This is a genomic window from Amycolatopsis sp. NPDC004772, assembly GCF_053601215.1.
The window spans coordinates 51,926-77,616 of the sequence record NZ_JBSGBK010000018.1 but is presented as its reverse complement, the minus strand read 5'-3'; the positions used below and the strand labels follow the sequence as shown (position 1 = coordinate 77,616).

Here is a 25,691-nt window from a genome sequence, read left to right as displayed (position 1 = left end):
TCGTGTGCGGTTCCCGCAGTATCAGGTTTCGACGGTGCGGCGCTGGGCGGTGCCGCCGGGCAGCGCGGCCAGCAGGGACTTCGTGTACTCGTGCTGCGGGTCGAGCAGGACCTGCTCCACGGTCCCGGTTTCGACGAGCTCGCCGCGGTACATCACGGCGACGCGGTCGGCGATGTTCCAGGCCAGACCCAGGTCGTGGGTGATCACCAGGGCGGCGAGGCCGAGTTCGCGCCGCAGCCGCAGCAGCAGGCCGAGGATTTCGCCGCGCACCGACGCGTCGAGCGAGGCGACCGGTTCGTCGGCCACCACCACCGCCGGTTCGAGCGCCAGGGCGCCGGCGATGACGACGCGCTGGCGCTGGCCGCCGGAGAGCTGGTGCGGGAGCCGGTCGGCGTACTTTTCCGCCGGTCGCAGCTCCGCGGCCTCCAGGGCGCGGTGGACGACCGCGCGCTCGTCGCTCAGCCGGTGGATCCGCGGCCCTTCGGCGACGGCCTCGTACACGGTGTGGCTGGGGTTCAGCGCGCTCGTGGGGTCCTGCAGGACGAGCTGGACCTGACGGCGGTAGGCCTTGAGGCCCGCTCCCCCGGCCGGCACCGGGTTCCCGGCGTAGCGGACCACGCCGGAGTCGGGTTTCTGCAGGCCGAGCAGGGTCCGGGCGAGCGTCGTCTTGCCGGAGCCGGACTGGCCGACCAGGGCGACGATCTCGTCGCGGGCCACGGTGAGGTCGACGCCGGCGACGGCGTCGATCCGCTTGCCGGTGCGGTCGCGGAAGGACACGCGCAGGTTCTCCGCGGCCAGCAGCGGCTCGCCCGCCTCCCGGTCCGCCGGTTCCGGTGGCAGCGGGGTGCTGGTGGCCGGGGCGAAGCGGGACACCGGGTCGCCGACGGTCGGGAACGCCGCCGCGAGCGCCCGCGTGTGCTCGTGGCGAGGTGACCCCATCACCTCGGCGCCGGGGCCTTCTTCGACGATCTGCCCGTCGTACATGACGGCGATGCGTTCGCAGGTGGCGGCGAGCACGGACAGGTCGTGGCTGATCATGATCAGCCCGATCCGCTGTTCGGCGACCAGCCGGGACAGCAGGGCGAGGACCTGGGCCTGGACGATGACGTCGAGGGCGGTGGTCGGCTCGTCGGCGATGATCAGCCGGGGCGAGCAGGCCAGCGCCATGGCGATCATGACGCGCTGCTTCTGCCCGCCGGACAGTTCGTGCGGGTAGGCGCCGGCCCGGGCCGGGGGCAGGTCGACCTGGGTGAGCAGCTCGGCGACGCGGGCGTCGACCTCGGTGTCGGTGAGAGCCGTGCCGGACGGCGGGTGCAGCCGGATCGGTTCGGCGATCTGCTCGCCGATCTTGCGCACCGGGTTGAGCGCGTGCATGGCGCCCTGGAACACCACCGAAGCCTCGGCCCAGCGGACCGCGCGCAGCCGTCCCCACTTCATGGAAGTGACGTCTTCGCCGTCGAGGAGGATCTCGCCGGTGATCTTCGCCGTGCGCGGCAGGAGGCGCAGCACGCTCATCGCGACGGTGGATTTGCCCGAGCCGGACTCGCCTGCGACGCCGAGGGTGCCGCCGGGGTCGAGGGTGAGGTCGACGCCGCGGACGGCGGGGACGTCGGTGTCCCCGACCGCGTAGGTGACGGTGAGGCCGGTGAGCTGCAGCAGCGGGGTGGTCACTTCTTCAACCTCGGGTTGAACACGGTCTCCAGGCCCCGGCCGACCAGGGTGAAGAAGAGGACGACGAGGACGATGGCGATGCCCGGCGGGAGCACGTTCCACCAGGCGCCGCGGCTGATGGCGCCGTTGTTGAGGGCGTTTTCCAGCACCAGGCCCCAGGTGACGGAGTTGGGGTCGCCGACGCCGAGGAACGACAGGGTCGCGTCGGCGATGACGGCGTTGCCGACGACCAGGGTCGTGTTGGCCAGCACCAGCGGCATCACGCCGGGCAGCACGTGCCGGCCGATGATGTGCAGGTGGCCGCCGCCGAGGGCGTGCGCGCGCTCGATGTAGGGGCGGCTTTCGATGGTCAGCGTCTGGGCGCGGACCAGCCGGGCGGTGCTGGGCCAGGCGGTGAGGCCGATGGCGATGATGATCGTGCCGACGCCCTTGGGCAGCACGGCCGAGAGCGCGATGGCGAGGATCAGCGAGGGCAGGACCAGGAAGAAGTCGGTGAACCGCAGCAGGGTCGCCGACACCCAGCCGCCGAAGTGGGCGGCGGTGATGCCGATCAGGGTGCCGATGACCACCGACAGCAGCGCGGCGGAGAACCCGACGAGCAGGGAGATCCGGGTGCCCCAGACGGTCATCAGCAGCACCGACCGGCCGAAGTTCTCGGTGCCGAGCCAGTACTCGCCGCTCGGCGGGGACAGCGGTGCCCCGGTGGCCTTGGTGACGTCGAGGCCGGTCTCGTCGCTGATCAGCGGCAGCAGGAGGGCGACGACGACGGTGGCGGCGAGCAGGACGAGCCCGATGAGCGCGCCGCGCTGGGCGGCGAACTCGCGCCAGGTCCGGGTCAGCGACGCCCGGCGGCGGGCCCAGGCGATCTGCCGGGGTGTCTCGGCGGTGGTCATGAGGTACGCACCCTCGGGTCGAGCACGCGGTAGAGCAGTTCCGCGAGCAGGTTCATCAGCACCACCGAGCCCGCCAGCACGGTGAACACGCCCTGCAGCACCGGCAGGTCGGGGCCGTGCAGGGCGTCGTAGGTGAGCTGGCCCAAGCCGGGCCAGCTGAACACGGCCTCGACGGTGACCGCGCCGGCCAGCACCGAGCCGAACTGCATGAACACCAGCGTGGTGGTGGGCAGCAGGGCGTTGGGGACGGCGTGGCGGCGGCGGACGAGGTCGTCGCGCAGGCCCTTGGCGCGGGCGGTGGTGAGGTAGTCGGCGTTCATCTCCCCCAGCAGCGACGACCGCATGATCAGCATGTACTGGGCGTAGAACACCGCCAGCAGCGTCACGCACGGCAGCACCAGGTGGTGCAGGACGTCGAGGGTCTGGGACAGCACGTCGGGGGCGGCGTCGGGCGAGTGCATGCCGCGGCTGGGGAACAGCCCGTCGGTGACCACGAGCAGCATCAGGCCGAGCCAGAACTGCGGGACCGACCACAGCGTCAGCGCGATGCCGGTCTGGGTGCGGTCGAAGAAGCTGTCGCGGCGCCAGGCGGCGCGGATGCCGAGCGAGAGGCCGAGGACGACGGCGAGCAGGGTGGCGCTGCCGACGAGCAGGATGGTCGGCCAGAGCCGTTCGCCGATCATGTCGGCGACCGGGCGGCCGTTGTTGAGCAGCCGGGATTCGCCGAGGTCGCCGTGCAGCAGGTTCCAGAAGTAGTTCCCGAACTGGACGAGGACGGGCTTGTCGATGCCCATCTTCTCGCGCAGTTCGGCGATCTGCTGGGGGCTGGTGACGCGGTCGCGGGTCATCGCCGCGACCGGGTCGCCGGGCAGCATCCGGAACAGGAAGAAGAACAGCACGATCACCAGCACGATGCTGATCAGCGCTTCGGCGATCTTGGTGAGCACGAACCGGGCCGTGCCGGTCCCGCCGCGGTGCTCGTCGGGGTCGACGAGCACCGCGGCCTGGTCGGGGGTGGTCATCTCTTACTCGCGGTCCTCTGCGGTCTTGCCGCGGCGGCCGAGCACGATGCCGCCGCCGACGAGGACGACCACGACGACCGCGCCGATGACGATCCACAGCACGGTGGAGCCGCTGCCGGAATCGGCCGCGTTGGTGGTGCCGGCCGGGGTGGCGCCGTAGACGCCCCAGTAGCCGGTCTGCTCGAGGATGGCGCCCTGGGGCTGCGGCTGGGTGGTGAAGCCGGAGAACTTGTCGGAGCGGTAGGCCTCGAGGGCGTTCTGGTAGTCGAGCACGATGGTCGGGACCTGGCTGTAGAGCCGGGCCTGGGCCTGCTTGACGTACTCGGCGCGCTTGGTGTCGTCGGTTTCGGTGAGCTGCTTCTTGTAGAGGTCGTCGTAGGCGGCGTCGCAGAAGAAGGTGTCGGTGCTGCCGCCCTTGCCGTCCGGGGTGGGGCGCGCGGCGCAGGTGTGCAGCGAGAGCGCGTAGTCCGGGTCGGGGTTGGTGCCGTAGCCGCCGATGGCGAGGTCGTACTTGCCGGTGGAGGTGCGGTCGGACAGCTCGTCGTCGGAGACCAGGTCCTGCTTGACGGTGATGCCGACGTCCTTGAGCCAGCCGGTGACGTACTGGGCGACGCCCTGGTCGTAGCTGCGGTTGGCGTGCCCGGTCAGGCGCAGTTCCAGCTTCGCGCCGCCGGGGGCGGTGCGGACGCCGTCGGCGCCCTTCCGGTAGCCCGCCTGCTCGAGGGTGGTGTTGGCCGCGGCGAGGTCGAACTTGATGCGTTCGGCGTCGCTGGGGTCCCAGTGGTAGTCGCGGTAGATGGCGGGCACGACGCCGCCGCCGACCTGGCCGAGGCCCTTGAGGACCTTGTCGACGAGGGTCTTGGTGTCGACGGCCTGGGCGATGGCCTTGCGGAGGTTGAGGTCCTTGAGGACCGGGTTGCCGTCCCCGATCGGGTTGCCGGCGTTGTCGGTGACGCCGAAGTTGATCGCCAGCTCGTCGTAGCGGCGGCCGGGGGCGGCGTTGGTGGTGATGCCCTGCTGGCCCTGCAGCGCGGCGAACTGGTTGGGGTTGAGCCGGTTGATGACGTCGACTTCGCCCTGTTTGAGCGCGTTGACCGCGGCTTCGGTGTCCTTGAACTGCAGCAGCTGCAGTTCGTCGATCTTGGGGGCGCCGCGCCAGTAGTCCTTGTTGGCGCTGAACTTGACGTACTCGTTCGGCTTGTACTCGGTGACGTGGAACGGGCCGTCGGAGACGCCGGCGACGGCGAGGGTGTCGGTCGAGGCGGCCTTGAGGTCCTTGACCGGCTCCCAGATGTGCTGGGGCACGATCGGCACGTCGAGCAGGTTCATGTTGACCTGGACGGTCTTGGTCTTGATGACGAGGGTGGTGTCGTCGGGCGCGGTGACCGTCTCGAAGTTGGCCACGTAGTTGCCGTTGGCGGTGCGGGCGTTCTCGTCGGTGAGCATCCGGTTGAAGGTGAACGCCGCGTCCTTGGCGGTCACCGGCTGCCCGTCGCTCCACTTGACGCCGCCGCGGATCTTGAAGGTCCAGGTGAGCTTGTCCGGCGACGGGGTCCAGGACTCGGCGAGCGCGGGCGCGGCTTCGGCCTTTTCTGCGTCCGGGACGGTCAGGAACTCGAAGGTGAACCGGCCGATCTGCGTGGACGCCGAGAGCACGGCGGTGAACGGGTTGAGGTGGTCGATGCCGGTGGTGAGCGCGACCCGCAGCACCTTGGCCTGCTGGGCCTGGGCGGGGACGGCGAGCGGGATCGCCGTCAGCGTGGCGGCCGCGACGACCGCGCCCACCCGGGCGAAACGCCCGGCTCTGTGTTGGAACTGCACCGAAAACCACCCCATCGTTCGCTTGTGAGCCTCCCCAAGGACGAGAAGTAACCACATATCGGGACAACCGCGCAATATGTTGCCACCTCGGCAGGTGCCCGATCGTTATCGACACCCCGATCGTCACGCTGAGTGACGTTCGGCGATGTGGGTGATTCGCGTCCGGGGGCCGGGCGCGCTGGTTAGAGTGCCCGGCATGCGCATCCTGATCTCGGCGGACATGGAGGGCGCCACCGGCGTCACCTGGACCGACGACGTCGTGCCCGGGTCGCCGCAGTGGGACCGCTTCCGGCGGCTGTTCACCGGCGACGTCAACGCCGTGCTGGCCGGGCTGTACCAGGCCGGGGCGAGTGACGTGCTGGTGAACGAAGCCCATTCCTCGCAACGGAATCTGCTGCTGGAGGACCTCGACCCGCGGGCGCGGATGCTCACCGGCCGGCACAAGCCGCTGTCGATGATGCAGGGCATCGATTCCAGTGTGGACGGTGTGGTGTTCCTCGGCTACCACGCCGGCGCGGGCTTCGACGGGGTGCTTTCCCACACCTACCTGGAGAACCAGATCACCGGGGTGTGGCTGGACGACGTCCCGGCGAGCGAGGGCCGGTTGAACGCGGGGATGGCCGCGGAGTACGGCGTCCCTGTCCTGCTCGTTTCGGGTGACGACAAAACGTGCGACGACGCCCGTGATTACGCTCCGGAGGCGGAGCTGGTCCAACTGAAGGAATGCGTGAGCCGGTACGCGGCGATCTGCCTGCCGCCGGCGCGCACCGCGGAGCTGCTGACCGGCGCGGCCGCCGAGGCCGTGGCCCGGGCCGGCCGGGAGGAGCGGCAGGTCGGGCCGCACCGGATCGAGGTCGAGTTCGACGCGAGCCATCTGGCGCAGGCGACGGCGGTGATCCCGACGGTGGAGCAGATCGGCACCCGGCGGGTCGGGTTCGACGCGCCGACCATGACCGAGGCGATGAAGTGCTTCAAGGTCGTCACGGCGATCGCGGCGGGGGCGGTGCAGGGCATCTATGGCTGACGTCGTCGAGCTGTGCGCGGACCTGATCCGCTTCGACACGACCAACCGCGGCGGCAACGACGCCGAGCCCGAGCGGCCGGCGGCGGAGTACGTGGCCGCGTTCCTGGACGGCCTGGGCATCCCCGCGCGGATCCTGGAGGCCGCGCCGGGGCGGGCCAGCGTGATCGCGCGGGTGCCGGGCACCGACCCGTCCCGGCCGGCGCTGCTGGTGCAGGGGCACCTGGACGTCGTCCCGGCGGACGCGGCGGACTGGTCGGTGCCGCCGTTCGCCGGCGAGGTGCGCGACGGGTACCTGTGGGGCCGCGGCGCGACCGACATGAAGGACTTCGTGGCGATGGTGCTGGCCGCGCTGGCCGGCGGGGCGCGGCCGCGGCGGGACCTGGTGCTGGCGTTCGTCGCCGACGAGGAGGACCGCGGCGAGTGGGGCGCGCACTGGCTGGTCGCCCGCCATCCCGAGCTGTTCGAGGGCTGCGCGGCGGCGATCAGCGAGTCGGGTGGCTACACCTACCACGTGCCCGCGGCCGACGGCCGGGACGTCCACCTGTACCCGGTCGGGACGGCCGAGCGCGGGACGGCGCACCTGCGGCTGACCGCCCGGGGCCGCGCCGGGCACGGTTCGCGTCCGAACGACGAGAACGCCGTCACCCGGTTGGTGGGGGCGTTGCACCGGATCGCGTCGCACGAGTGGCCGGTGTCGCTGACGCCGGCGGTGCGGGCGTTCCTGGAGCGGACCGGCGCGGCGCTGGGTGTCGCGGTGGATCTGTCCACTTCGGAGGGTGTGGACGCGGCGGTGGCCGCGCTGGGGCCGGCCGGCTCGCTGGTGGTGCCGACGGTCCGCAACAGCACGACCCCGACGATGCTGGACGCGGGGTACAAGGTGAACGTGATCCCCTCGACGGCGACCGCGCAGGTGGACGTCCGGGTGCTGCCCGGGACCGAGGAGGCGTTGTTCGCCGCGCTGGACGACCTGCTCGGCGCGGGCGTGACGCGGGAGTTCGTGGCGCACCAGCCGCCGGTGCAGGCGCCGGTGGACTCGCCGTGGTTCACCGCGATGGCGGCCGCGCTGCAGGCAGAGGATCCGGAGGCGGTGGTGGTGCCGTACTGCCTGGGCGGCGGGACGGACGCGAAGGCGTTCGCGCAGCTGGGGATCGACTGCTACGGCTTCGCGCCGCTGTGGCTGCCGAAGGGGTTCCCGTACCGGGCGATGGCGCACGGGGTGGACGAGCGGGTGCCGGTGGCGGGCCTGCACTTCGGCACCCGCGTCCTGGCCCGGTTCCTCGAGAACTGTTAGAGGGCCCGGCCGAGGAGCGCCAGCAGGCTGTCCCAGTGGCGTTCGAGGGCGGCGGGGTCGAAGGAGTCGGTGTCGGACATGGTGAAGCCGTGGACGGTGCCGGGGTAGATCTCGGAGGTGTACTCGAGTCCCGCGGCGTCGAGGGTTTCGTTGAGCTCGCCGAGAGCCTCGGGCGTCAGGTCGGTTTCGGCGTGGCCGAAGTGGACCCGGGCGGTGATCCGGCGCAGGTTGTCGGGCCCGGCGGCGCCCACCGGGGCGTGGAATCCGGCGAGGGCGGCCACCCGGCCGGGGTGGGCCGCGGCGGTGTGCGTCGCGAGGAGGCCGCCGATGCAGTAGCCGGTCGTCGCGACCGGGCCGGGGGCGACCTCGGGCCGGGCGGTGAGGAACTCCAGGCAGGCGTCGGCGTCACGCAGGATCCGGTCGGTGGTGTGCGCCTCGATCATGGGCATCAGCCGGGCGAAGACCGCGGGCCGGGCTTCGGCGCCGATGTACTCGGGCAGGTCGATCACCGGTGTCGGGCCGTGCCGGTAGAAGGGGTTGGGGACGAGCACGTAATACCCGTGGCCGGCCAGTTGTTGCGCCATTTCGCGCAGGACGGGCCGGATGCCGAAGCCGTCCGGGTACATCAGCACGCCGGGGTGGCGTTCGCCGTCGCCGGGGAACGCGGCGAAGGCGTCGGCCTGGCCGTCGGCGGTGGGGATCTGCAGTGACTGGGTGGGCATGATCACCGAGCCTAGGCCACCCGTTCAGGGCACGACGACGAGTTTTCCGGCCGCCCGGTCGTCCTCCATGTAGCGGTGGGCGGCGGCGATGTCGTCCAGCGGGAAGATCCGGTCGATGTGCGGCCGGTACGTGCCCGCCTCGACTTCGCCGATGATCCGCTGCAGCAGGGCGGTGCTGCCGGTGAGGGTGCCGCTGTGGAAGGCGGTCAGCTTGGTGCCGGACGGGATCTTCGCGATCGGCTCGAAGTCCGGGACGAGCCAGCCGCTGAGCGAGCCGGCCACGCACACCGTGCCGCCGCGGCGGACCAGGCGCAGCGAGTCCACCGCCGTGCGGGCGCCGACGAGGTCGAGCACCCAGTCCGGGCCTTCGGGCCACAGCTGCGGCAGGCCGGTCAGCGGGCCGCCGTCGTCGATGAGGACGTGCCCGGTCAGCGCGCCGGCCTTGTCCGGGCGGCGGGTGGTGGCGGCGACCTCCAGGCCGTGGCCGGCCGCGATCGCGGCCGCGGCCAGCCCGACCGAGGAGCTGCCGCCGCGGATGAGCAGCCGCCCGGTGCTGTCCGGGCCGATGCCGAGCGCGTCGAGGGCGCCCTGGGCGGTCAGGTAGGTCTCGGGCAGCGCCGCGAGGACGTCCCAGGGCAGGGTGGTGGTGACCGGCATCAGCAGCGGGTCGGGCAGCAGGGCGTATTCGGCGTAGCCGCCGTCGAAGGCGCGGCCCATCTCCCCCATCATCGCCGCGACCGTGGTGCCTTCGGGCAGCCGCGGGTCGGTCGAGGCGGCGACGGTGCCGACGCATTCGATGCCGAGCACGCGGGGGAAGACGACGTCCGGGGAGTGGCCCTGCCGGGTCCGCAGTTCCGACCGGTTCAGGCCGGTGCCCTCGACCCGCACCAGGCTCCAGCCCTCCCGCACCGCCGGGACGGGCAGCTCCCGGAGTTCCAGGACTTCCGGGCCGCCGGGCCGGACACACACCGCCGCTCGCATCGTGTTCATGGGTCCCACTCTCACCGGCGGGGCCGGTGGCCGACCACCGGTAGAATGCCAGCTTGTGCCCATTGCCCGCCAAGTCGTCCCGGAGTCGCGGATCTGGCCGTCGGGCGGGGCGCACCGGTGGCCGCCGGGCGGCACCAGCGCGGCGGACGTCCACGACCGGGGACACCTGGTGTACGCGGCCCGGGGCGTGCTGTCGGTGCACACCGAGCGGGGGACGTCGATCGTGCCGGCCAACCGGGTGGCCTGGACGCCGGCCGGGTTCGTCCACCGGCACCGCGCGCACGGCCACACCGACATGCGGATCGTGTTCCTGCCGGCGGCACTGGCCCGGCTCGTCCCGCAGCGGCCGGTGGTGTTCACGGCGTCGGGTCTCGCCCGGGAGGTGCTGCTCGCGTTGACCGGCCCGCGCGAGTACGACCGGTCGGCGAGTGCCCGCCTGCGCCGGGTCCTGGTCGACGAGCTGCGCGAAGCACCGGAGCAGCCGCTGCACCTGCCCGAGCCGCGCGACGACCGGTTGCGGGCCATCGCGCGACAGCTGTACGAGGAGCCCGGGGACGCCACGCCGCTGGCGGAGCTCGGGCAGCGGATCGGGGCGAGTGCCCGCACGCTGAGCCGGTTGTTCCGCGACGAGCTCGGGATGACGTTCTACGAGTGGCGTACCCAGGTCCGCATCGGCCACGCGCTGGTCCTGCTGGCCGACGGCCACGACACGGCGGCCACCGCGCGGGCGTGCGGGTGGGCGAACCCGAGCCACTTCATCGCGGCGTTCACGGCCGTGGTGGGGACCACGCCCGGGCGGCACCGGAACGGCGCCGGGTAGGCCGGATGTTCCGCGGCGGAGAAGACGAGCGCGTCCGGGCGGCACCGGGCTAGCGGGTGAAGGTGGCCCAGTAGCGGGTGCCTTCGCGGATGGTGTCGAGGCTGACCAGCCGGACGCCGTCCTGGGCGATGGACTCGATCTCCGCCCGGCTGAACGGCCACGGCGGGCCTTCCCACGTCTCGGCGTCCGTGCTCTCCTCCGCGACCTCGCTGACCAGGAGCGTGCCGCCGGGGGCGAGGAAGCCGGCCAGGGCCGTCACCGCGGCGGGCCGGAATTCGCGGGGCATGGCCTGGATGTTGATGATCTCCACGACCAGGTCGAACGCGTGGCGCCACTCCCCCGGCGGGTGCAGCAGGTCCGCCACGACGTAGTCCGCTGCGGACTCCGGGAAGCGGGCGCGGGCGGCGTCGACCGCGGCCGGGGCGACGTCGAAGGCGGTGACGGCCCAGCCGGCCGCGGACAGCAGCTCGGCGTCGTCGCCGAGGGCGCTGCCCACCACCAGGGCGCGGCGGCCCTCGCCCGGGCGGACCCAGGCGGCCAGGTCGGTGTTCGGGGTGCCGCGGGTCCACGGGACCTCGGCTTCGCCGCGGGCGGCGGCGGTGTAGAGCCGGTCGAACCAGGCGGTCGGGCTGCCTTCGGCGAGGGAGGCGCGGGCGAGTACGCGGTCGGCGGGTTCCGGCGTCGTCATGGTCGTGACCCTAGCGACGACGCCGGAACCCGCGAGGCCGGTTTACGGCGCGACCGGCCCTGGGATCGCGTGCAGCTTCTCCCCGGCCCAGTGGACGACGTCCCGGACCGGCGCGGCCGGCGGTGCGGGCCGGAAGTTGGCGGCGTCGTCGATGCTGCCGGTGCCGTCGTAGACCGTTCGTTGCGGGTAGGCGAACACCGGGCGGGTCCGGGTCACCGTGCCGGCGGCGTCGCGGCCGGTCGCGGTGACCACCGTGGGCGTCGTGCCGCGTTCGACCCAGGCGACCAGCTGCTCGAGCGGGTCGAACTCGGTGAGCGTGGTGCCGCCGCCGCAGTGGTAGAGCGACGGGACCATGAACAGCCGCGCCCAGTCCTGCGGGCGGCCGTGGGTGAGCCGCTGGTAGTAGTCGAGCGTGCCGGCGGGCGGGATGGCTTCGTCGTTCCAGCCGTGCCAGAGCAGCAGCTTGCCGCCGCGCCGCTGGAACGCCGAGAGGTCGAGGCTCAGGGCGTCGTAGCGGACCCCGACCGGGGTGAGCCGGTCGAATTCGCGGCGGGTGAAGGCGAAGGTGTCGACGGTCGACGCCGGTGCGCCGATCGGGTAGCCGAGGTAGCGCAGGTAGTTGTCGGCGAGGTTGCGGGCGAAGGAGAAGCCGCCGGTCTCGGGGGTGGCGATGATCCACCCGGCCCACGACAGCTCGGACCCGGGCAGCTGGCCGCCGGGGTAGAGCAGTGTGCCGCGCTCGTCGACGGGCGGCGAGTACAGCTTGCGGACGACTCCGGCCTGGGCCGGGGTGAGGCAGGACGGCGTGTCGGCGCCGGCGCAGGTCAGTGTGGCCGGGTCGAAGCGGCAGGTGCGGGGGTCGTCGAGCTGGCCGTCGGCGAGCCCGTCGAGGCGGTCGCAGGCGGCCAGGACGGCGTTGTGCAGGGCGGGCAGCTTGGCGGCGGTGAGGATCGGGCTGCCGTCGGCGGCGCTGTTCACCCGGGCGAGCCAGGTCTGGTACACCCCGAGCAGCGGGCCCCAGTAGTTCGCGGGGGCGCCGGCGTCGATGCCGTCGAAGTCGTCCGGGTAGCGCTGGGCAAGCAGGAGGCCTTCGCGGCCGCCGTCGGAGCAGCCGCTGAAGTAGGAGTTGCGCGGCGGGGCGCCGTAGAAGGCCTGGATGATCGCTTTCGAGGCGCGGGAGACGACGTGGGGTGCGCGGAACTCGAAGTCGTTGCGCGCGGCCTGGTCGTGCGCGCCCCAGCGGCCGTCGTCGACGATGGCGGGCGTGCTGCCGACGTGGCCGTCGTCGGTGGCCGCGACCGCGACGTCGCCGCCGTGGGGCAGGCCGCAGTCGGCGAAGGCGGGCGGGTTGACCACGCCGCAGAAGCCGCCGCAGCCGTACTGCAGGTAGCGCCCGGCGTAGGTCTTGGTGGGCAGGCGCAGCTCGAACCGGACGGCGGGTTCGACGTACCCCTGGACGCCGCAGTATTCGGGGTCGGTCGCGGTGGCCGCGACGACGGCCGCCGAGGTGACGTGGGTGGGCGCGCCCGGGAGGGCGAAGCCGCGGACCAGGCCGGCGCAGGAGGTCACCGGCCGGACGGCCGAACCGGTCGCCGCGGTGGCGGTGGCCGGGGTGAATGTGGTGGTGGCGAGCGCCAAGGTGGCGATCGCGGTGAAGATCCGGAACGTTCTCATCGGGCCCCCGTTTTCCGCGTTGTCTGATTCCGGTCAGGTTTGGCGAGCGGTCTTGACATCGATGTCACCCGCGCGTTTCCCTTCGTTGGCGCCGCCGGTCCCCGCCTGCGCGGCGCTGCTGAATCCGCCCTCCGAGCTTGGAGCAACGATGCCCCGAAGCGCCAGACCGCCGGTCGCTTTCCTGGTGACCGCCGCCGTGGTCGCCGCCGGCCTGGTCGCCCTCCCCGCGGCCTCGTCCGCCGCCGAAGACGCCCTCCCCGCCGACTTCTCGTCCTCCTTCGAGCCCGGTGACGTCCAGCCGACGTGGACCGACACCGTCGACACCGACGCGGCGGGCAAGCCGCGCGCGTCCGGGATCAACGGCGCGAACGGCACCGCGATCCCCGGCGACATCCGCGGCAAGGTGACCGAAACCAGCGCCACCAGCGAGAACACCAGCGGCGGCGAGGTCGTCTCGAACCTCGTCGACGGCACCACCGACACCAAGTGGCTGTCCTGGAACCCGACCGCCTCGGCGCAGATCACGCTGTCGGAGCCGACGTCGATCACGCACTACGCGATCTCCTCGGCCAACGACTTCGACAACCGCGACCCGCGGGACTGGACGCTGCAGGGCTCCAACGACGCCTCGTCCTGGACCGACCTCGACAAGCAGGCCGACCAGGCGTTCACCGCCCGGTTCCAGCAGAAGGACTACCAGCTGGCCGCGCCGACGGCCGCGTTCAAGTACTTCCGGCTGGACATCACCCGCAACAACGGCGGCCCGATCCTGCAGCTGTCGGAGCTGCTGCTGGCCAACGACGAGCCCGCGCCGCCGCCGCTGCCGAACATGCGCACCTTCACCGACTCCGGGCCGACCAGCGGGTACACGAACAAGAACCGCGTCGGCTTCACCGGGCTCAAGGCGTTCCGCTACTCCGGCAGCCAGACCCAGGCCCACGGCTGGTCCTACAACAAGGTCTTCGACGTCGACATCCCGGTCGTGCCCTCGACCGAGCTGACCTACAAGGTGCAGCCGCAGTTCATCACCGGTGACCTGAAGTACCAGAGCACGAACGTGGCGATCGACCTGGTCTTCACCGACGGCACCCGGCTGCGCGACCTCGGCGCCACCGACCAGTACGGCTTCCCGCTGACCCCGGAGGGCCAGGGCAAGAGCAAGGTCCTCTACACCAACCAGTGGAACCTGGTCCGTTCGGCGATCGGCACGGTGGCCAAGGGCAAGACGATCGACCGGATCCTGGTCGGCTTCGACAACCCCGACGGCCCCGGCTCGCTGCAGGGCTGGCTCGACGACGTCAAGATCTCCGCGACGCCGACCCCGCCGGCCAGCACCCGCCCGAGTGACAACGTGCTCACCACGCGCGGCACGATGGCCAACGGCAGCTTCTCCCGCGGCAACAACTTCCCCGCCACCGCGGTGCCGCACGGGTTCAACTTCTGGACCCCGGTCACCGACGCCAACGCCGACAACGGCGACGTGCGGTGGATGTACAACTACCACAGCCAGAACAACGAGCAGAACCTGCCGGAGCTGCAGGCCTTCGCCGTCAGCCACGAGCCGAGCCCGTGGATGGGCGACCGGCAGACCTTCCAGGTGATGCCGTCCGCGGCCGCCGGTGTCCCGGACGCCAACCGCGACGCGCGGGCGCTGCCGTTCAAGCACGACAACGAGACCGCTCGCGCGCACTACTACGGGGTGCAGTTCGAGAACGGGATCAAGACCGAGATCGCCCCCACCGACCACGCGGCGGTGTTCCGGTTCTCCTTCCCGGGCAGCGACTCGAGCCTGATCTTCGACAACTACAAGAACCAGGGCGGGCTGACCCTCGACACCGCGAACGGCACGCTGTCGGGCTACACCGACGTCAAGAGCGGCCTGTCGGCCGGGGCGGGCCGGATGTTCGTCTACGCCACCTTCGACAAGCCGGTCACCGCGGGCGGGAAGATCACCGGCCAGGGCCGCGACAACGTCACCGGGTACCTGCGGTTCGCCGCCGGCGCCGACAAGACGGTGACCATGCGGATCGCGACGTCGCTGATCAGCGTGGACCAGGCGAAGAAGAACCTGGCGCAGGAGATCGCCCCGGCCGCGACCTTCGACTCCGTCCGCGACGCCGCGCAGCGCCTGTGGGACGATCAGCTGAAGGTGATCGAGGTCGAGGGCGCGTCGAAGGACCAGCTCACGACGCTGTACTCGAACCTGTACCGGCTGTTCCTCTACCCGAACTCGGCGTTCGAGAACACCGGCACTCCGGAGAAGCCGAAGTACCAGTACGCGAGCTTCGTCTCGCCGAAGGCGGGCGCGGACACCCCGACGCAGACCGGCGCGAAGATCGTCGACGGCCAGACGTATGTCAACAACGGGTTCTGGGACACCTACCGCACGACCTGGCCGGCGTATTCGCTGCTCACGCCGGACATGGCCGGGAAGATGGTCGACGGGTTCGTGCAGCAGTACCGCGACGGCGGCTGGATCTCGCGGTGGTCCTCGCCGGGTTACGCCGACCTGATGACCGGCACCAGCTCGGACGTCGCGTTCGCCGACGCCTACCTCAAGGGCGTCCGCAACTTCGACGTCAAGGCGTCCTACGACGCGGCGCTGAAGAACGCGACGGTGACCCCGCCGAACAACGCGGTCGGCCGCAAGGGCATCGACGAGGGCATCTTCCTCGGCTACTCGCCCAACACCGCCGACCACGGGTTCTCGTGGTCGATCGAGGGCTACGTCAACGACTACGGCATCGCGAACCTGTCGAAGAAGCTCTACGACGAAGCCCCGGCGAGCGACCCGCGCAAGCCGGAGTACCTGGCCAACTACGAGTACTTCACCAGCCGCGCGCAGCAGTACGTGAACCTGTTCGACCCGAGCGTCGGGTTCTTCCAGGGCCGCGACGCGCAGGGCAAGTTCAGCCGCTCGCCGCAGGACTACGACCCGCGGGTGTGGGGCATCGACTACACCGAGACCAACGGCTGGGGCATGGCGTTCTCCGTGCCGCAGGACGGTCAGGGCCTGGCGAACCTCTACGGCGGCAAGGCGGGCCTGGCGAAGAAGCTCGACGCGTTCTTCGCCGACCAGGAGACCGCGAACTTCCCGGGCTCCTACGGTGGGGTGATCCACGAGATGCGGGAGGCCCGCGACGTGCGGATGGGCCAGCTCGGCCACTCCAACCAGGCCTCGCACCACACGCTCTACATGTACGACTACGCGGGCCAGCCGGCCAAGACGCAGGCGAAGGTCCGCGAGGCGCTCTCGCGGCTCTACACCGGCAGCGAGATCGGCCAGGGCTACGCGGGTGACGAGGACAACGGCGAGCAGTCGGCGTGGTGGACGTTCAGCGCGCTGGGCTTCTACCCGCTGCAGATGGGCAGCCCGGACTACGCGATCGGGTCGCCGCTGTTCAAGAAGGCGACGATCCACCTGGCCGGCGGCAAGGACCTGGTGATCAACGCGCCGAAGAACAGCGCGAAGAACGTCTACGTCCAGGGTGTGAAGGTCAACGGCAAGGCGTACTCCTCGACGTCGCTGCCGCACGACCTGATCGCAAAGGGCGGCAAGATCGACTTCGACATGGGCCCGAACCCCTCGTCGTGGGGCACCGGCCCGAACGACGCGCCGAAGTCGATCACCACGGGCGACGCCGCGCCGGCGCCGCTGCACGACGAGACCGGCCCCGGCAAGGGAACGCTGTCCACTTCGGACGGGTCGAACGCGGCCGCGCTGGTGGACAACACCTCGCGGACGCAGGCGGCGGTCACCGGTGCGGTGCAGTACCAGCTGAACTCGACCGACGAGGCCGTCGCGAACTACACGCTGACGTCCCAGACCGGCGCGGGGGACCCGAAGAGCTGGGTGCTGAAGGGCTCCTACGACGGCAAGACGTGGGCGGTGGCCGACCGGCAGGAGAACCAGGCGTTCAGCTGGCGGCAGCAGACCCGCGCGTTCAAGGTGGCGAACCCGGGGCACTACGCCCACTACCGGCTCGAGGTGACCGCGACCAGCACCGGCGCCCCGGCGCAGCTGGCCGAGTTCGAGCTGCTGGGCAAGCCGGACGCGGCGTGCACGAAGACGATCACGGGTGCTTCGTCGGGCCCGCTGTCGGTTTCGAGCGGGACGGTGTGCCTGGAGAACGCGACGGTGTCGGGCCCGGTCACGGTGAGCGGCGGCGCGTCGCTGATCGTCCGCGGCGGCCAGGTCAAGGGCCCGCTGGCGGCGACGGGAGCGGCACAGGTGGTGCTGAACCGCACGAAGGTGGCCGGTCCGGTGGCGATCACCGGGGCGACCGGGACGGTGTCGATCGAGCTGACCGACATCGGCGGTCCGGTGGCACTGACCGGCAACCACGGGCCGGTGCTGACCTCCAGCACGGTCGGCGGCCCCCTGGCGTGCGCGGTGAACAACCCGGCGCCGACCGACCACGACCTGCCGAACGTGGTGCGCGGCCCGGTGGCCGGGCAGTGCACGAAGATGTAACTCAGCAGTAGGTGCGTGAAGGCCATCCCGAGTGCATCGGGGTGGCCTTCACGCGTTTCCGGCGCCGCTGGTGCGGATGACTCATTCGGGACGGCAGGTGTCGGTGTAGCGGGCGGCGATCGCCATCGCCCGGTCGCGCAGGGCCGTGCGGAGGGACTGCGGGGCGAGGGCTTCGGCGTCCGCGCCCAGCTGCCACAGCGCCCACTCGGCGTGCCAGGCGTCCTGATAGGTCACTTCGAACCGCAGCCAGCCGTCACCGTCGGGTTCCTCCGCGCGGACCGCCACCGCGGTGCCCAGCAGGTCTTCTCGGCGGGCCGGGCGGACCCGGACCAGCGTCGTGAGGTGGCCGTCGGCCAGGAACGCGGCGCAACGTTGCCGCCAGAGCCGGTCCAGGTCGACTTCGCCCGGCCGCTCGGCCGGTTCGGCCAGCGACTCGGCGGCCAGGATCCGCGACAGCCGGTACGTCCGGTCCACGCCCGCCCGCGTCGCCAGCAGGTAGCCGCGGTCGCGGACGGTGACCAGCCCGATCGGGTCCACCGTCCGCCACCGCGGTTCCTGGTTCGCGGCCGCGTAGTGCACACGCAGCCGGCGTCCGCCGAGGACCGCGCGGCGGACTTCGAGCATCGCCGGGTGGTCGACCTCCTCGACGACCGGACGGCGGGGAAGCAGGTCGGTCTCGGGTTCGACGAGGAACCGCCCGGCCGTGGCCACCTGGGTCGGGGGCAGCGCGTCGGCCACCTTCCGCATCGCCGAGGCCAGCGCCGGGCCGAGGCCGAAGGCCCGCCCGGTGGTCAGCAGGGCCAGGGCTTCGTCGTGGTTGAGACCGGTGAGTTCGGTCCGGAAGCCCGGCAGCAGCGCGAACCCGCCGTGGCGGCCGCGTTCGGCGTACACCGGGACACCCGCCGCGGACAGCGCGTCGATGTCACGCAGCACCGTGCGGGTGGACACCTCCAGCTCGCGGGCCAGCACGTCCGCGGTCAGCCGGCCGCGTTGCCGCAGCAACAGCACCAGGGAAACCAGCCGGTCGGCGCGCACCCGGAGAACCGTAGCGAATACCCGACACAGGATGTCGTGATTGCCCGGAAAGCTCCACGCGGTACTCGCGACGAACGGAGCTGAAGTGGCACTGGAACGCACGGCGGTCAACCCGGTGACCTGGTCCCTGGATCTGGGCTTCAACCAGGGGGAGGTCGTCTCGGGGCAGACCCGCACCCTCTACTGCTCGGGGCAGACGGCGCTGGACGCCGGGGGCAAGCCCCGGCACGAGGGGGACATCGCCGCCCAGCTCGCGCTGAGCCTGGACAACCTCGAGGCGGTGCTCGCCGAGGCCGGCATGTCCCTGGCGCACCTCGTCCGGCTCAACGTCTACACCACCGACATCGACGGGCTGTTCCCGCACTACGGCGTGCTGGCCGCGCGGCTCGGTGCCGCCGGGGTGGCCCCGGCCACCACGATGCTGGAGGTGAGCCGGCTGGCGGTCCCGGGCCAGCTGGTCGAGCTGGAGGGCACCGCCGTCGCCTGATCCGGACACTGCTGCCCGCGCCGGCGCGGGCAGCAGTGTCCAGCACGCTGCGCCGTTCGGCGGCGGTTACGGTGGGCGCATGTCCGACGCCGTGTTCTTCTCCTCCTTCGAAACCGGTGACCCGCAGCCGGTGGACCCCGGCCTGCACGTCGGCGGCGGCCCGGACCGCTCCCCCACGGCCAAGACCGGCGTCGGCCACACCGGCCTGCGGGCCCTGCGCTACGGCGACCGGCCGCGGGCCGTCCTATTCGAACTCGACGCACCCGTCACCGGGCGCACCGAGCTGTCCTATGTGGTCTTCCCGGTGGCCGACGGCGAGATCCCCGCCTACCACGCCACTCGAATCAGCCTCGACGTCGAATTCGCCGACGGCACCACCGCCGGCTTCGACCCGGTGGACGACAAGACGCTGTGGGTGGACCAGTGGAACCTCGTCCGCCGCCCGCTCGGGGCCTTCGCCGGGCGCCGGATCGCCCGGATCGTGCTGCGCACCGACGCGCCCGGGGAGATCACCGGCTGGCTCGACGACGTCCGGGTCGCCGAGCGCCCCGAGCCGCCGCGCGACCCGGTCGACTGCGTCCGCACGACCCGCGGCACGCACTCCAGCGGCGACTTCTCCCGCGGCAACAACTTCCCGGCCACGGCGGTGCCGCACGGGTTCAACTTCTGGACCCCGGTCACCGACGCCGGCGTCACCAACTGGCTGTACTCCTACCACCGCCACAACGACGAGGAGAACCGGCCCGCGCTGCAGGCGTTCGCGCTGTCGCACCAGCCGAGCCCGTGGATGGGCGACCGGCACACCTTCCACCTCATGCCCGGCACCGGCCCGGTCGAACGCGACCGCCGCAAGCGCGCCCTGGCCTTCACCCACGACGACGAGACCGACTCGCCGCACCACTACGGCGTCCGGTTCGCCAACGGGATGACCGCCGACCTCGCCCCGACGTCCCACGCGGCGATCATGCGGTTCACCTTCCCCACCAAGCACGGCTGGCTGCTGTTCGACAACGTCCGCAACCGCGGCCGGCTGCGCATCAACGCCGACACCGGCGTGATCACCGGCTACACCACGGTCCGCAGCCGGCTGTCGGCCGGCGCGCGCCGGATGTTCGTCTACGCCGTGACCGACGCCCCGGCCACCCGCGGCGCCAAGGTCCGGTTCCCGCCGTGGCGGCGGGTCTCGGGCTACTTCGAGTTCGACGGGCCCGACGTCACGCTGCGGATCGCGACGTCGCTGATCAGCCTCGCCCAGGCCAAGCGCAACCTCGAACTGGAGATCCCGGCCGGGTCGACGGTCGAGCAGGTGGCGGCCCAAGCGAGACGGCGGTGGCAGGAGGAGCTCGGCCGCGTCGAGGTCGAAGGCGCCACCGAAGACCAGCGCACGACGCTGTACTCGAACCTCTACCGGCTGTTCCTCTACCCGAACGTGGCGCACGAGAACACGCCGAAGGGGATCCGGCACGCCAGCCCGGTGGTGCGCCGGTGGTGGCCGAGCACCCGGCGGCGGACCGGCGCGAAGGTCGTCGACGGCGAGCTGTACGTCAACAACGGCTTCTGGGACACCTACCGCACCACCTGGCCCGCCTATGCGCTGCTCACCCCGGAACGCTGCGGCCGGATGATCGACGGCTTCGTCCAGCAGTACCGCGAAGGCGGCTGGATCGCCCGCTGGTCCTCCCCCGGCTACGCCGACCTGATGACCGGCACCAGCTCGGACGTCGCGTTCGCCGACGCCTACCTCAAGGGCGTCCGCGACTTCGACGTCGAGGCCGCCTTCGACGCCGGGCTGAAGAACGCCACCGTCACCCCGCCGCGCCGCGCGGTCGGCCGCAAGGGCCTCGAAGAGTCGATCTTCCTCCAGTACACCCCGGTCTCGGTCCACGAAGGACTGTCCTGGGCGCTGGAAGGCTGCATCAACGACTTCGGCCTGGCCAACCTCGCCGAGGCGCTGTCCCGGGAGAGCGACGAGCCCCGGGCGCGGAGGTACGCCGAGTACGCGGCCTACTTCCGCGAGCGCGCGAAGCACTACGTCCACCACTTCGACCCGGAGATCGGCTTCTTCCAGGGCCGCCACCGCGACGGCCGCCGCAAGTTCGCCCCCGAGGGCTACGACCCGGCCGCCTGGGGTGGCGACTTCGTCGAGACCAACGCCTGGAACACCGCCTTCACCGCCCCCCACGACGGCCCCGGCCTCGCCGCCCTCCACGGCGGCACCGCGGCACTCGAAGCCAAACTGGACACCTTCTTCGCCACCCCGGAGACCGGCCGCCGGCCCGGCGCGTACGGCGGCCTGATCCACGAGATGACCGAGGCCCGCGACGTCCGGATGGGCCAGTACGGCCACTCCAACCAGCCCTCCCACCACATCCCCTACGTCTACAACCACGCCGGCGCGCCCGCGAAGACCCAGGCCGTGGTGCGGGAGGTGCTGCGGCGGCTCTACCTCGGCAGCGACCTCGGCCAGGGCTACCCCGGCGACGAAGACAACGGCGAGATGTCCGCCTGGTACATCTTCAGCGCCCTGGGCTTCTACCCGCTGCAGATGGGCAGCCCCCGCTACGCCATCGGCTCGCCGCTGTTCGAGAAAGCGACCGTCCACCTGGGCGAGGGCCGGAAACTGGTCGTCCACGCCCCCGGCAACACCCCCGGCACCGTCTACGTCCGCGGGCTCACCGTGAACGGCGAACCGCACGAGGCCACCTCGATCGCGCACGCCACCCTCGCCGCCGGCGCTGAACTCGTCTTCGACCTGACCACCGAACCGGCTGGGTGGGGCGCCCCGCCGCCGCCCGCCGAGCACCCGGCCCCGGCCACCGACCTGACCGGCACCGCGACCAGCTCCGACGGCACCAAAGTCGGCGCCCTGTTCGACGACACCACCCGCACCCAGGTCACCTTCCGCAGCGCCACCCCGGCGATCGAGTTCACCGTCACCGGCGAACCCCGCGAAGTCACCATGTACACCCTCACCTCCGGCGCCCGCCGCGGCGACGCGAGCGCGTGGGTGCTGGAAGGCTCCGACGACGGCGTCGACTGGACCACCCTGGACGAACGCGACGGCGAACTGTTCCGCTGGCGCTGCCAGACCCGCCCGTTCGTCCTCGCCACCCCGGCCGCGCACGCCCGTTACCGGCTGCGGATCACCGCCACCCGCGGCCGCCGCGCCACCCTCGCCCAGTGGGAGCTCCTCGCCCGATGAACCAGTTCCGCACCGCCGCTCTCGACCGGCTCGCGGCGGCCGACCCCGGCCTGGTCCGGCTGCGGCTGGCCGGCTCCGCCGTGCTCGGCATCGTCCTCGCCGTGCTCGCGCTGCTGCCGGCGCACGTCCCGCTCACCGTCACCCTCGTCGGCGCCATCGCCGCGATGATGACGGCGTTCACCGTCAGCGACCCCACCCCGGGCGGCCAGGCCGTCACCCTCGTCCTGGCCTTCCTCACCGGGGGTGCGTCGATCACCGTCGCCGCCCTCGGCTCGGCCCTGCCCCCGGCCGACAGCATCGTGTTCGTCCTGCTGATCTTCGTCGCCGTCTACGCCCAGCGGTTCGGGCCCCGCGGCACCGCGCTCGGCTCGATCGGCTTCTTCCTGTTCTTCTTCCCGATGTTCCTGCAGGCCCACGTCAAGCAGGTCCCGCAGCTGCTGATGGCGCTCGGCGTCGGCGTCCTCGCCAACGCGCTCGTCCGGTTCGTCCTGCTGCGCCACAACGCCGCGGCCGAGTTCCTGCGCGTGCGCCGCGCCTTCCGGGCCCGCCTCGGCGCCGTCGTCCGCGCCACCGAGGCCTACCTCGCCGTCAACGGCAGCGAGCGCACCCGCAAGCAGCTGCGCTCGGCGCTGGCCCGGCTGCACGAGTGCGTGCTGCTCATCGAGGACGCCGCCCCCGACGTCGTCGACGCCCGGGCCGCCGACGTGCTGCGCCGCCGCGCCATCGAAGTCGAGCTCGCCGTCGGCTGGCTGGCCATCACGGTCCAGCGCACCTGCTCCGACGAGCTCACCGCCGACGTCCGCGACGACCTCATCGCCCGCCTCGCCCGCTTCCGCGCCCTCATGGAACGCGACCCGCGCGAGCTCCCGCTGATCAGCCAGACCGGCGAGTACAGCCGGATGCTCGTCGAAGGCAGCCGCATCGACTCCCACGCCGCACCGGGCGACGGCGTCCGCAAGGCACTGGCCGAACTCGCCCTCGCCGACGACCGCGCCCAGCGCGCCGCGGCCCCGGAAGCCGATCCGGACCCGCTCGCCCCCGACGACACCGACGAGCCGGCCCCGAAATTCGCCTACGACAACCGGACCCGCAGCGCGATCCAGGCCGTCGTCGGCGGCGGGCTCGCCGTGCTCGGCGGCGAACTCGTCTCCCACCAGCGCTGGTACTGGGCCGTGCTCACGGTGTTCGTGGTGTTCATCGGCGCCTCGAGCGCCGGCGCCACCTTCGTCAAGGGCGTCCGCCGCCTCGGCGGCACCCTCATCGGCATCGTCGGCGGCGTCCTGCTCGCCCTGGGAGTCGGCGGCAACACCGCCGCCACCCTGGCGCTGATCCTCGTGTGCGTGTTCGGGATGGTCTACACCGCACGGGTGTCCCAGGTGGTGATGGCCTTCTTCGTCACCAGCATGCTCGGCCTGCTCTACAGCCTGCTCGGCACGTTCAGCCTCGAAGTGCTCTGGATCCGGGTCGCCGAAACCGCGGTCGGCGCCGCGGCGGGCATCCTGGCCGCGGTCGTCATCGTCCCGGTCCGCACCCGCTCGGTCATGCTCGACGACGTCGCCGCGGTGCTCGACGACCTCGAAGAGTTCCTCGAGCACACCCGCGGCCTGCTCGCCGGCGAGGAGAACGTCAACATCATCGAGCTCTCCCGCGACCTCGACCGCAGCGTCGAGCAGGTCCGCACCACCATCGAACCGCTGACCCACCCGGTGAACCTGCGCAGCGCCCGCCGCGACTACGGCTGGCACGTGCTCACCACCCTGGAAACCATCGCCTTCCGGGCGCGGCACGTCGCCGCCCGCGCCCAGCCCGGCCAGCTCACCGGCGCCGACGCCGACCGGCTCGGGCAGTTCACCGGACGGCTGCTGACCAACATCGACGTTCTCCGCACCGCGCTGAACGCCCCGGGTGGCCCCACACCCGGCACGCTCGTGCGCGACGACGGCACCCCCGTCTCCGACCGCGTCGAAGCGGCCGAAACCCGGGCCGTCCTCTCCAGTCTCAGCCACCTCGACGAGGCCCTCGTCTCCCTCGGCCGCGTCTTCGGCGTCGAAGCCACCGATCCCCGGACCCCGGTCCGGCGGTGACCGGCCGGAGCGGCGCGGCTCACCGGCCGCGCCGCCCCTCTGGACCTCCGGTCACCCGGAGCCGATCACGGGCAGACGAGCCACGCGAAGTGGTACGTCGTGGTGATGCTGCCGTCGGTCGAGTCCATCGTGACGTAGCTCGTCGTCTTCTTCGGATCCGACGTCCCGGCCGCGGCCCGCAATTCCGTGTTGATGTTCAGGTTGCGTTCCTCACCGCAGGGCTTGAAGACGATGGCCCCGACCTCGGTCGAATCGGTGAAATGCCAGTCGTCCTCGAACGGCCCCGCCAGCGGGTGTTGGATGTACGCCGTCGGAGAATTGCCCTGGAAATAGTAGTTGGCCCTTTCCAGACCGGTCGAACCGCGTTCCAGGTGCGCGAATCCGCGGTAGTCGGCCTGCGCGATTCCGTAGGTGAACCCCTGCGGCACGTGCACCCGCAGGCCGATCTGGCAGTTCTTCCGGGCGTCCAGCGGCCCGGCACCGACCCCGACCAACGCCGTGTAGGCGCTGTAGGTCACGGTGAACGCCGTATTGTCCTGCGAAACAGCCACGGCGGACGTGCCCGTCGGACACCCGGTGCCGATCGCGTTCACGACGTCGATGACGATTTTGTCGGGCGGCGGAGGAGTGTTCCACGAATGCGGGGTGACCACAGAGGACAGCGCCATTACGGCAGCAACGACCGCAGACAGCATCGGAATCCTTCCCAATACATTCAAATTGGGGACGGGGGCCGGACCATGGTAGCGAAAGGATCATGGAAGCAAACCCCGCTGAACGGAGCAACGCTGCACAGGTCGTCCCACCAAGCGGCATTGCTCACGTTTCGACAATTTTCGTAAAGCCCATTCCAACGGGCGCGAATAAATGCGCGGAGAAAACGATTTCGCGCCCCCGCTCCCCCGGCCGCCGACCACGATCACCCACGTGACGTCCGGCTCAGCCGATCAACGACGCCGCCCGCCCCAGCGTCTCGACCCCCGCCACCGCCCACGGGCCGGCCGTGATCACCACCGCGTGCTCGACACCCCACGCGGCGAACTCGGCGCACCGCCGCGCGAACGACTCCGCCGGCTCACCCGGCGCCAGCCGCGTGCTGATCGTCTTCTCGATCTCCCCGTACGGCCGCCCGACCTCCTCACAGTGGCGCCGCAGCACCGCCAGCTTGTGCCGCACCGTCCGACCGCCGTCCGGGATGTCGAACACGTTGCACGCGTCGGCGTACCGCGCCACCAGCCGCAGCGTGCGCCGCTCACCCGCCCCGCCGACCAGGATCGGCGGCCGCCGCACCGGCCGCGGATTCCCGATCGGGCGCTCCAGCCGATAGTGCTCACCCTCGAACGGCGACTCGTCACCCGCCCACATCCGCAGCGCCAGCCGCACGGTCTCCTCGACCCGCGCGAATCGCTCGCCCACCGGCGGGAACGGCAGGCCCAGCGCCCGCGCCTCCCCCTCGTGGTGACCGGCGCCGATGCCGAACCGGGCCCGCCCGCCCGACAGGACGTCCAGCGTGGTGACCGCCTTGACCAGCAGCGCGGGCGGCCGGAACGTCACGGCCGACACCATGGTGCCCAGCCCGATCCGGCTCGTCCGGCCGGCCAGGAACCCCAGCGTCGTGTAGGCCTCCAGCATGGCCGAGTCCGGCGTGCTGTTCGGGTCGGCCTGCAGCAGGTGATCGGCCACCCACAGCGTGTCCAAGCCGGCGTCCTCGGCCGCCACCGCGACGGCGGCGAGCTCGCCGGTCAGCTCGTCCGGCCACGAGAAGTCCGTGACCCCGATGCTCAAGCGCATGA

Annotated in this window: 18 protein-coding genes; 7 read left to right on the top strand and 11 right to left on the bottom strand. The window is 71.7% G+C overall.

Annotation, left to right across the window (positions count from 1 at the left end; translation table 11 throughout):
• Positions 1-21 precede the first annotated feature (21 nt).
• The 4 genes from nikE to ACWEF6_RS14455 are packed head-to-tail and all read right to left on the bottom strand — an operon-like array spanning position 22 to position 5,422.
• The gene (gene nikE, locus ACWEF6_RS14470) at positions 22-1,671 is read right to left on the bottom strand and encodes a nickel ABC transporter ATP-binding protein NikE (RefSeq protein ID WP_449683336.1); all 1,650 of its coding nucleotides are present in this window, start codon (positions 1,669-1,671) and stop codon (positions 22-24) included.
• Positions 1,668-2,564: an ABC transporter permease gene (locus ACWEF6_RS14465; RefSeq protein WP_449683335.1), complete on the bottom strand. Its 897-nt coding sequence runs from the start codon at positions 2,562-2,564 to the stop codon at positions 1,668-1,670. The genes nikE and ACWEF6_RS14465 overlap by 4 nt, the downstream gene beginning before the upstream one ends.
• Entirely contained in the window at positions 2,561-3,586 is a 1,026-nt protein-coding gene (locus ACWEF6_RS14460; protein WP_449683334.1) for an ABC transporter permease, read from the bottom strand. Before ACWEF6_RS14460 ends, ACWEF6_RS14465 begins: the two co-directional genes overlap by 4 nt.
• 3 nt (positions 3,587-3,589) lie before the next feature.
• Positions 3,590-5,422, bottom strand: coding sequence for an ABC transporter substrate-binding protein (locus ACWEF6_RS14455; RefSeq protein ID WP_449683333.1), 1,833 nt, complete (start codon positions 5,420-5,422; stop codon positions 3,590-3,592).
• Between the two features lie 181 nt (positions 5,423-5,603).
• Here ACWEF6_RS14455 and ACWEF6_RS14450 point away from each other — a divergent pair, with 181 nt between their 5' ends.
• Together ACWEF6_RS14450 and ACWEF6_RS14445 are read left to right on the top strand one after the other, a co-directional pair.
• Positions 5,604-6,431 (top strand): M55 family metallopeptidase, encoded by an 828-nt coding sequence (locus tag ACWEF6_RS14450; protein ID WP_449683332.1) that lies wholly within the window; start codon positions 5,604-5,606, stop codon positions 6,429-6,431.
• Positions 6,424-7,722 carry a M20/M25/M40 family metallo-hydrolase gene (locus ACWEF6_RS14445; protein WP_449683331.1) on the top strand — a complete coding sequence of 433 codons (1,299 nt, stop codon included), beginning with the start codon at positions 6,424-6,426 and terminating at the stop codon, positions 7,720-7,722. The genes ACWEF6_RS14450 and ACWEF6_RS14445 overlap by 8 nt, the downstream gene beginning before the upstream one ends.
• On the opposite strand, the gene ACWEF6_RS14440 is transcribed toward ACWEF6_RS14445, so the two are convergent.
• Both ACWEF6_RS14440 and ACWEF6_RS14435 read right to left on the bottom strand, forming a co-directional pair.
• Positions 7,719-8,444, bottom strand: coding sequence for a dienelactone hydrolase family protein (locus ACWEF6_RS14440; protein ID WP_449683330.1), 726 nt, complete (start codon positions 8,442-8,444; stop codon positions 7,719-7,721). The two genes, ACWEF6_RS14445 and ACWEF6_RS14440, sit on opposite strands and share 4 nt — an antisense overlap.
• A gap of 24 nt (positions 8,445-8,468) precedes the next feature.
• Complete coding sequence (locus ACWEF6_RS14435; protein WP_449683329.1) at positions 8,469-9,434, bottom strand: zinc-binding dehydrogenase; 966 nt, start codon at positions 9,432-9,434, stop codon at positions 8,469-8,471.
• Positions 9,435-9,489: 55 nt separating this feature from the next.
• Between ACWEF6_RS14435 and ACWEF6_RS14430 the strand changes: the two genes are divergently transcribed.
• On the top strand, positions 9,490-10,254 hold the full coding sequence (locus tag ACWEF6_RS14430; protein WP_449683328.1) for an AraC family transcriptional regulator: 765 nt from the start codon (positions 9,490-9,492) through the stop codon (positions 10,252-10,254).
• A 49-nt stretch (positions 10,255-10,303) separates the two neighbouring features.
• Here ACWEF6_RS14430 and ACWEF6_RS14425 read toward each other — a convergent pair whose 3' ends face one another.
• Both ACWEF6_RS14425 and ACWEF6_RS14420 read right to left on the bottom strand, forming a co-directional pair.
• Positions 10,304-10,942 carry a class I SAM-dependent methyltransferase gene (locus tag ACWEF6_RS14425; protein ID WP_449683327.1) on the bottom strand — a complete coding sequence of 213 codons (639 nt, stop codon included), beginning with the start codon at positions 10,940-10,942 and terminating at the stop codon, positions 10,304-10,306.
• 42 nt (positions 10,943-10,984) lie between these two features.
• The gene (locus ACWEF6_RS14420; protein WP_449683326.1) at positions 10,985-12,616 is read right to left on the bottom strand and encodes a tannase/feruloyl esterase family alpha/beta hydrolase; all 1,632 of its coding nucleotides are present in this window, start codon (positions 12,614-12,616) and stop codon (positions 10,985-10,987) included.
• Between the two features lie 148 nt (positions 12,617-12,764).
• On the opposite strand from ACWEF6_RS14420, the gene ACWEF6_RS14415 reads away from it, so the two are divergent.
• Complete coding sequence (locus ACWEF6_RS14415; protein WP_449683325.1) at positions 12,765-17,090, top strand: GH92 family glycosyl hydrolase; 4,326 nt, start codon at positions 12,765-12,767, stop codon at positions 17,088-17,090.
• Between the two features lie 81 nt (positions 17,091-17,171).
• On the opposite strand, the gene ACWEF6_RS14410 is transcribed toward ACWEF6_RS14415, so the two are convergent.
• A complete protein-coding gene (locus ACWEF6_RS14410) occupies positions 17,172-18,125 on the bottom strand; it encodes a helix-turn-helix transcriptional regulator (RefSeq protein WP_449683324.1) in 954 nt (317 codons plus the stop codon).
• Between the two features lie 91 nt (positions 18,126-18,216).
• Here ACWEF6_RS14410 and ACWEF6_RS14405 point away from each other — a divergent pair, with 91 nt between their 5' ends.
• The 3 genes from ACWEF6_RS14405 to ACWEF6_RS14395 all read left to right on the top strand — a co-directional run bounded on the left by ACWEF6_RS14405 (position 18,217) and on the right by ACWEF6_RS14395 (position 23,898).
• Positions 18,217-18,612, top strand: coding sequence for a RidA family protein (locus ACWEF6_RS14405; protein ID WP_449683383.1), 396 nt, complete (start codon positions 18,217-18,219; stop codon positions 18,610-18,612).
• Between the two features lie 79 nt (positions 18,613-18,691).
• On the top strand, positions 18,692-21,814 hold the full coding sequence (locus ACWEF6_RS14400; RefSeq protein WP_449683323.1) for a GH92 family glycosyl hydrolase: 3,123 nt from the start codon (positions 18,692-18,694) through the stop codon (positions 21,812-21,814).
• Entirely contained in the window at positions 21,811-23,898 is a 2,088-nt protein-coding gene (locus tag ACWEF6_RS14395; RefSeq protein ID WP_449683322.1) for an FUSC family protein, read from the top strand. The genes ACWEF6_RS14400 and ACWEF6_RS14395 overlap by 4 nt, the downstream gene beginning before the upstream one ends.
• Before the next feature lie 65 nt (positions 23,899-23,963).
• Here the strand turns inward: ACWEF6_RS14395 and ACWEF6_RS14390 are convergent, their stop codons facing one another.
• Positions 23,964-24,593, bottom strand: a complete 630-nt coding sequence (locus tag ACWEF6_RS14390) for a DUF4360 domain-containing protein (protein WP_449683321.1) — start codon at positions 24,591-24,593, stop codon at positions 23,964-23,966.
• Between the two features lie 244 nt (positions 24,594-24,837).
• Positions 24,838-25,689 carry a TIGR03560 family F420-dependent LLM class oxidoreductase gene (locus tag ACWEF6_RS14385; RefSeq protein WP_449683320.1) on the bottom strand — a complete coding sequence of 284 codons (852 nt, stop codon included), beginning with the start codon at positions 25,687-25,689 and terminating at the stop codon, positions 24,838-24,840.
• Positions 25,690-25,691 lie beyond the last annotated feature (2 nt).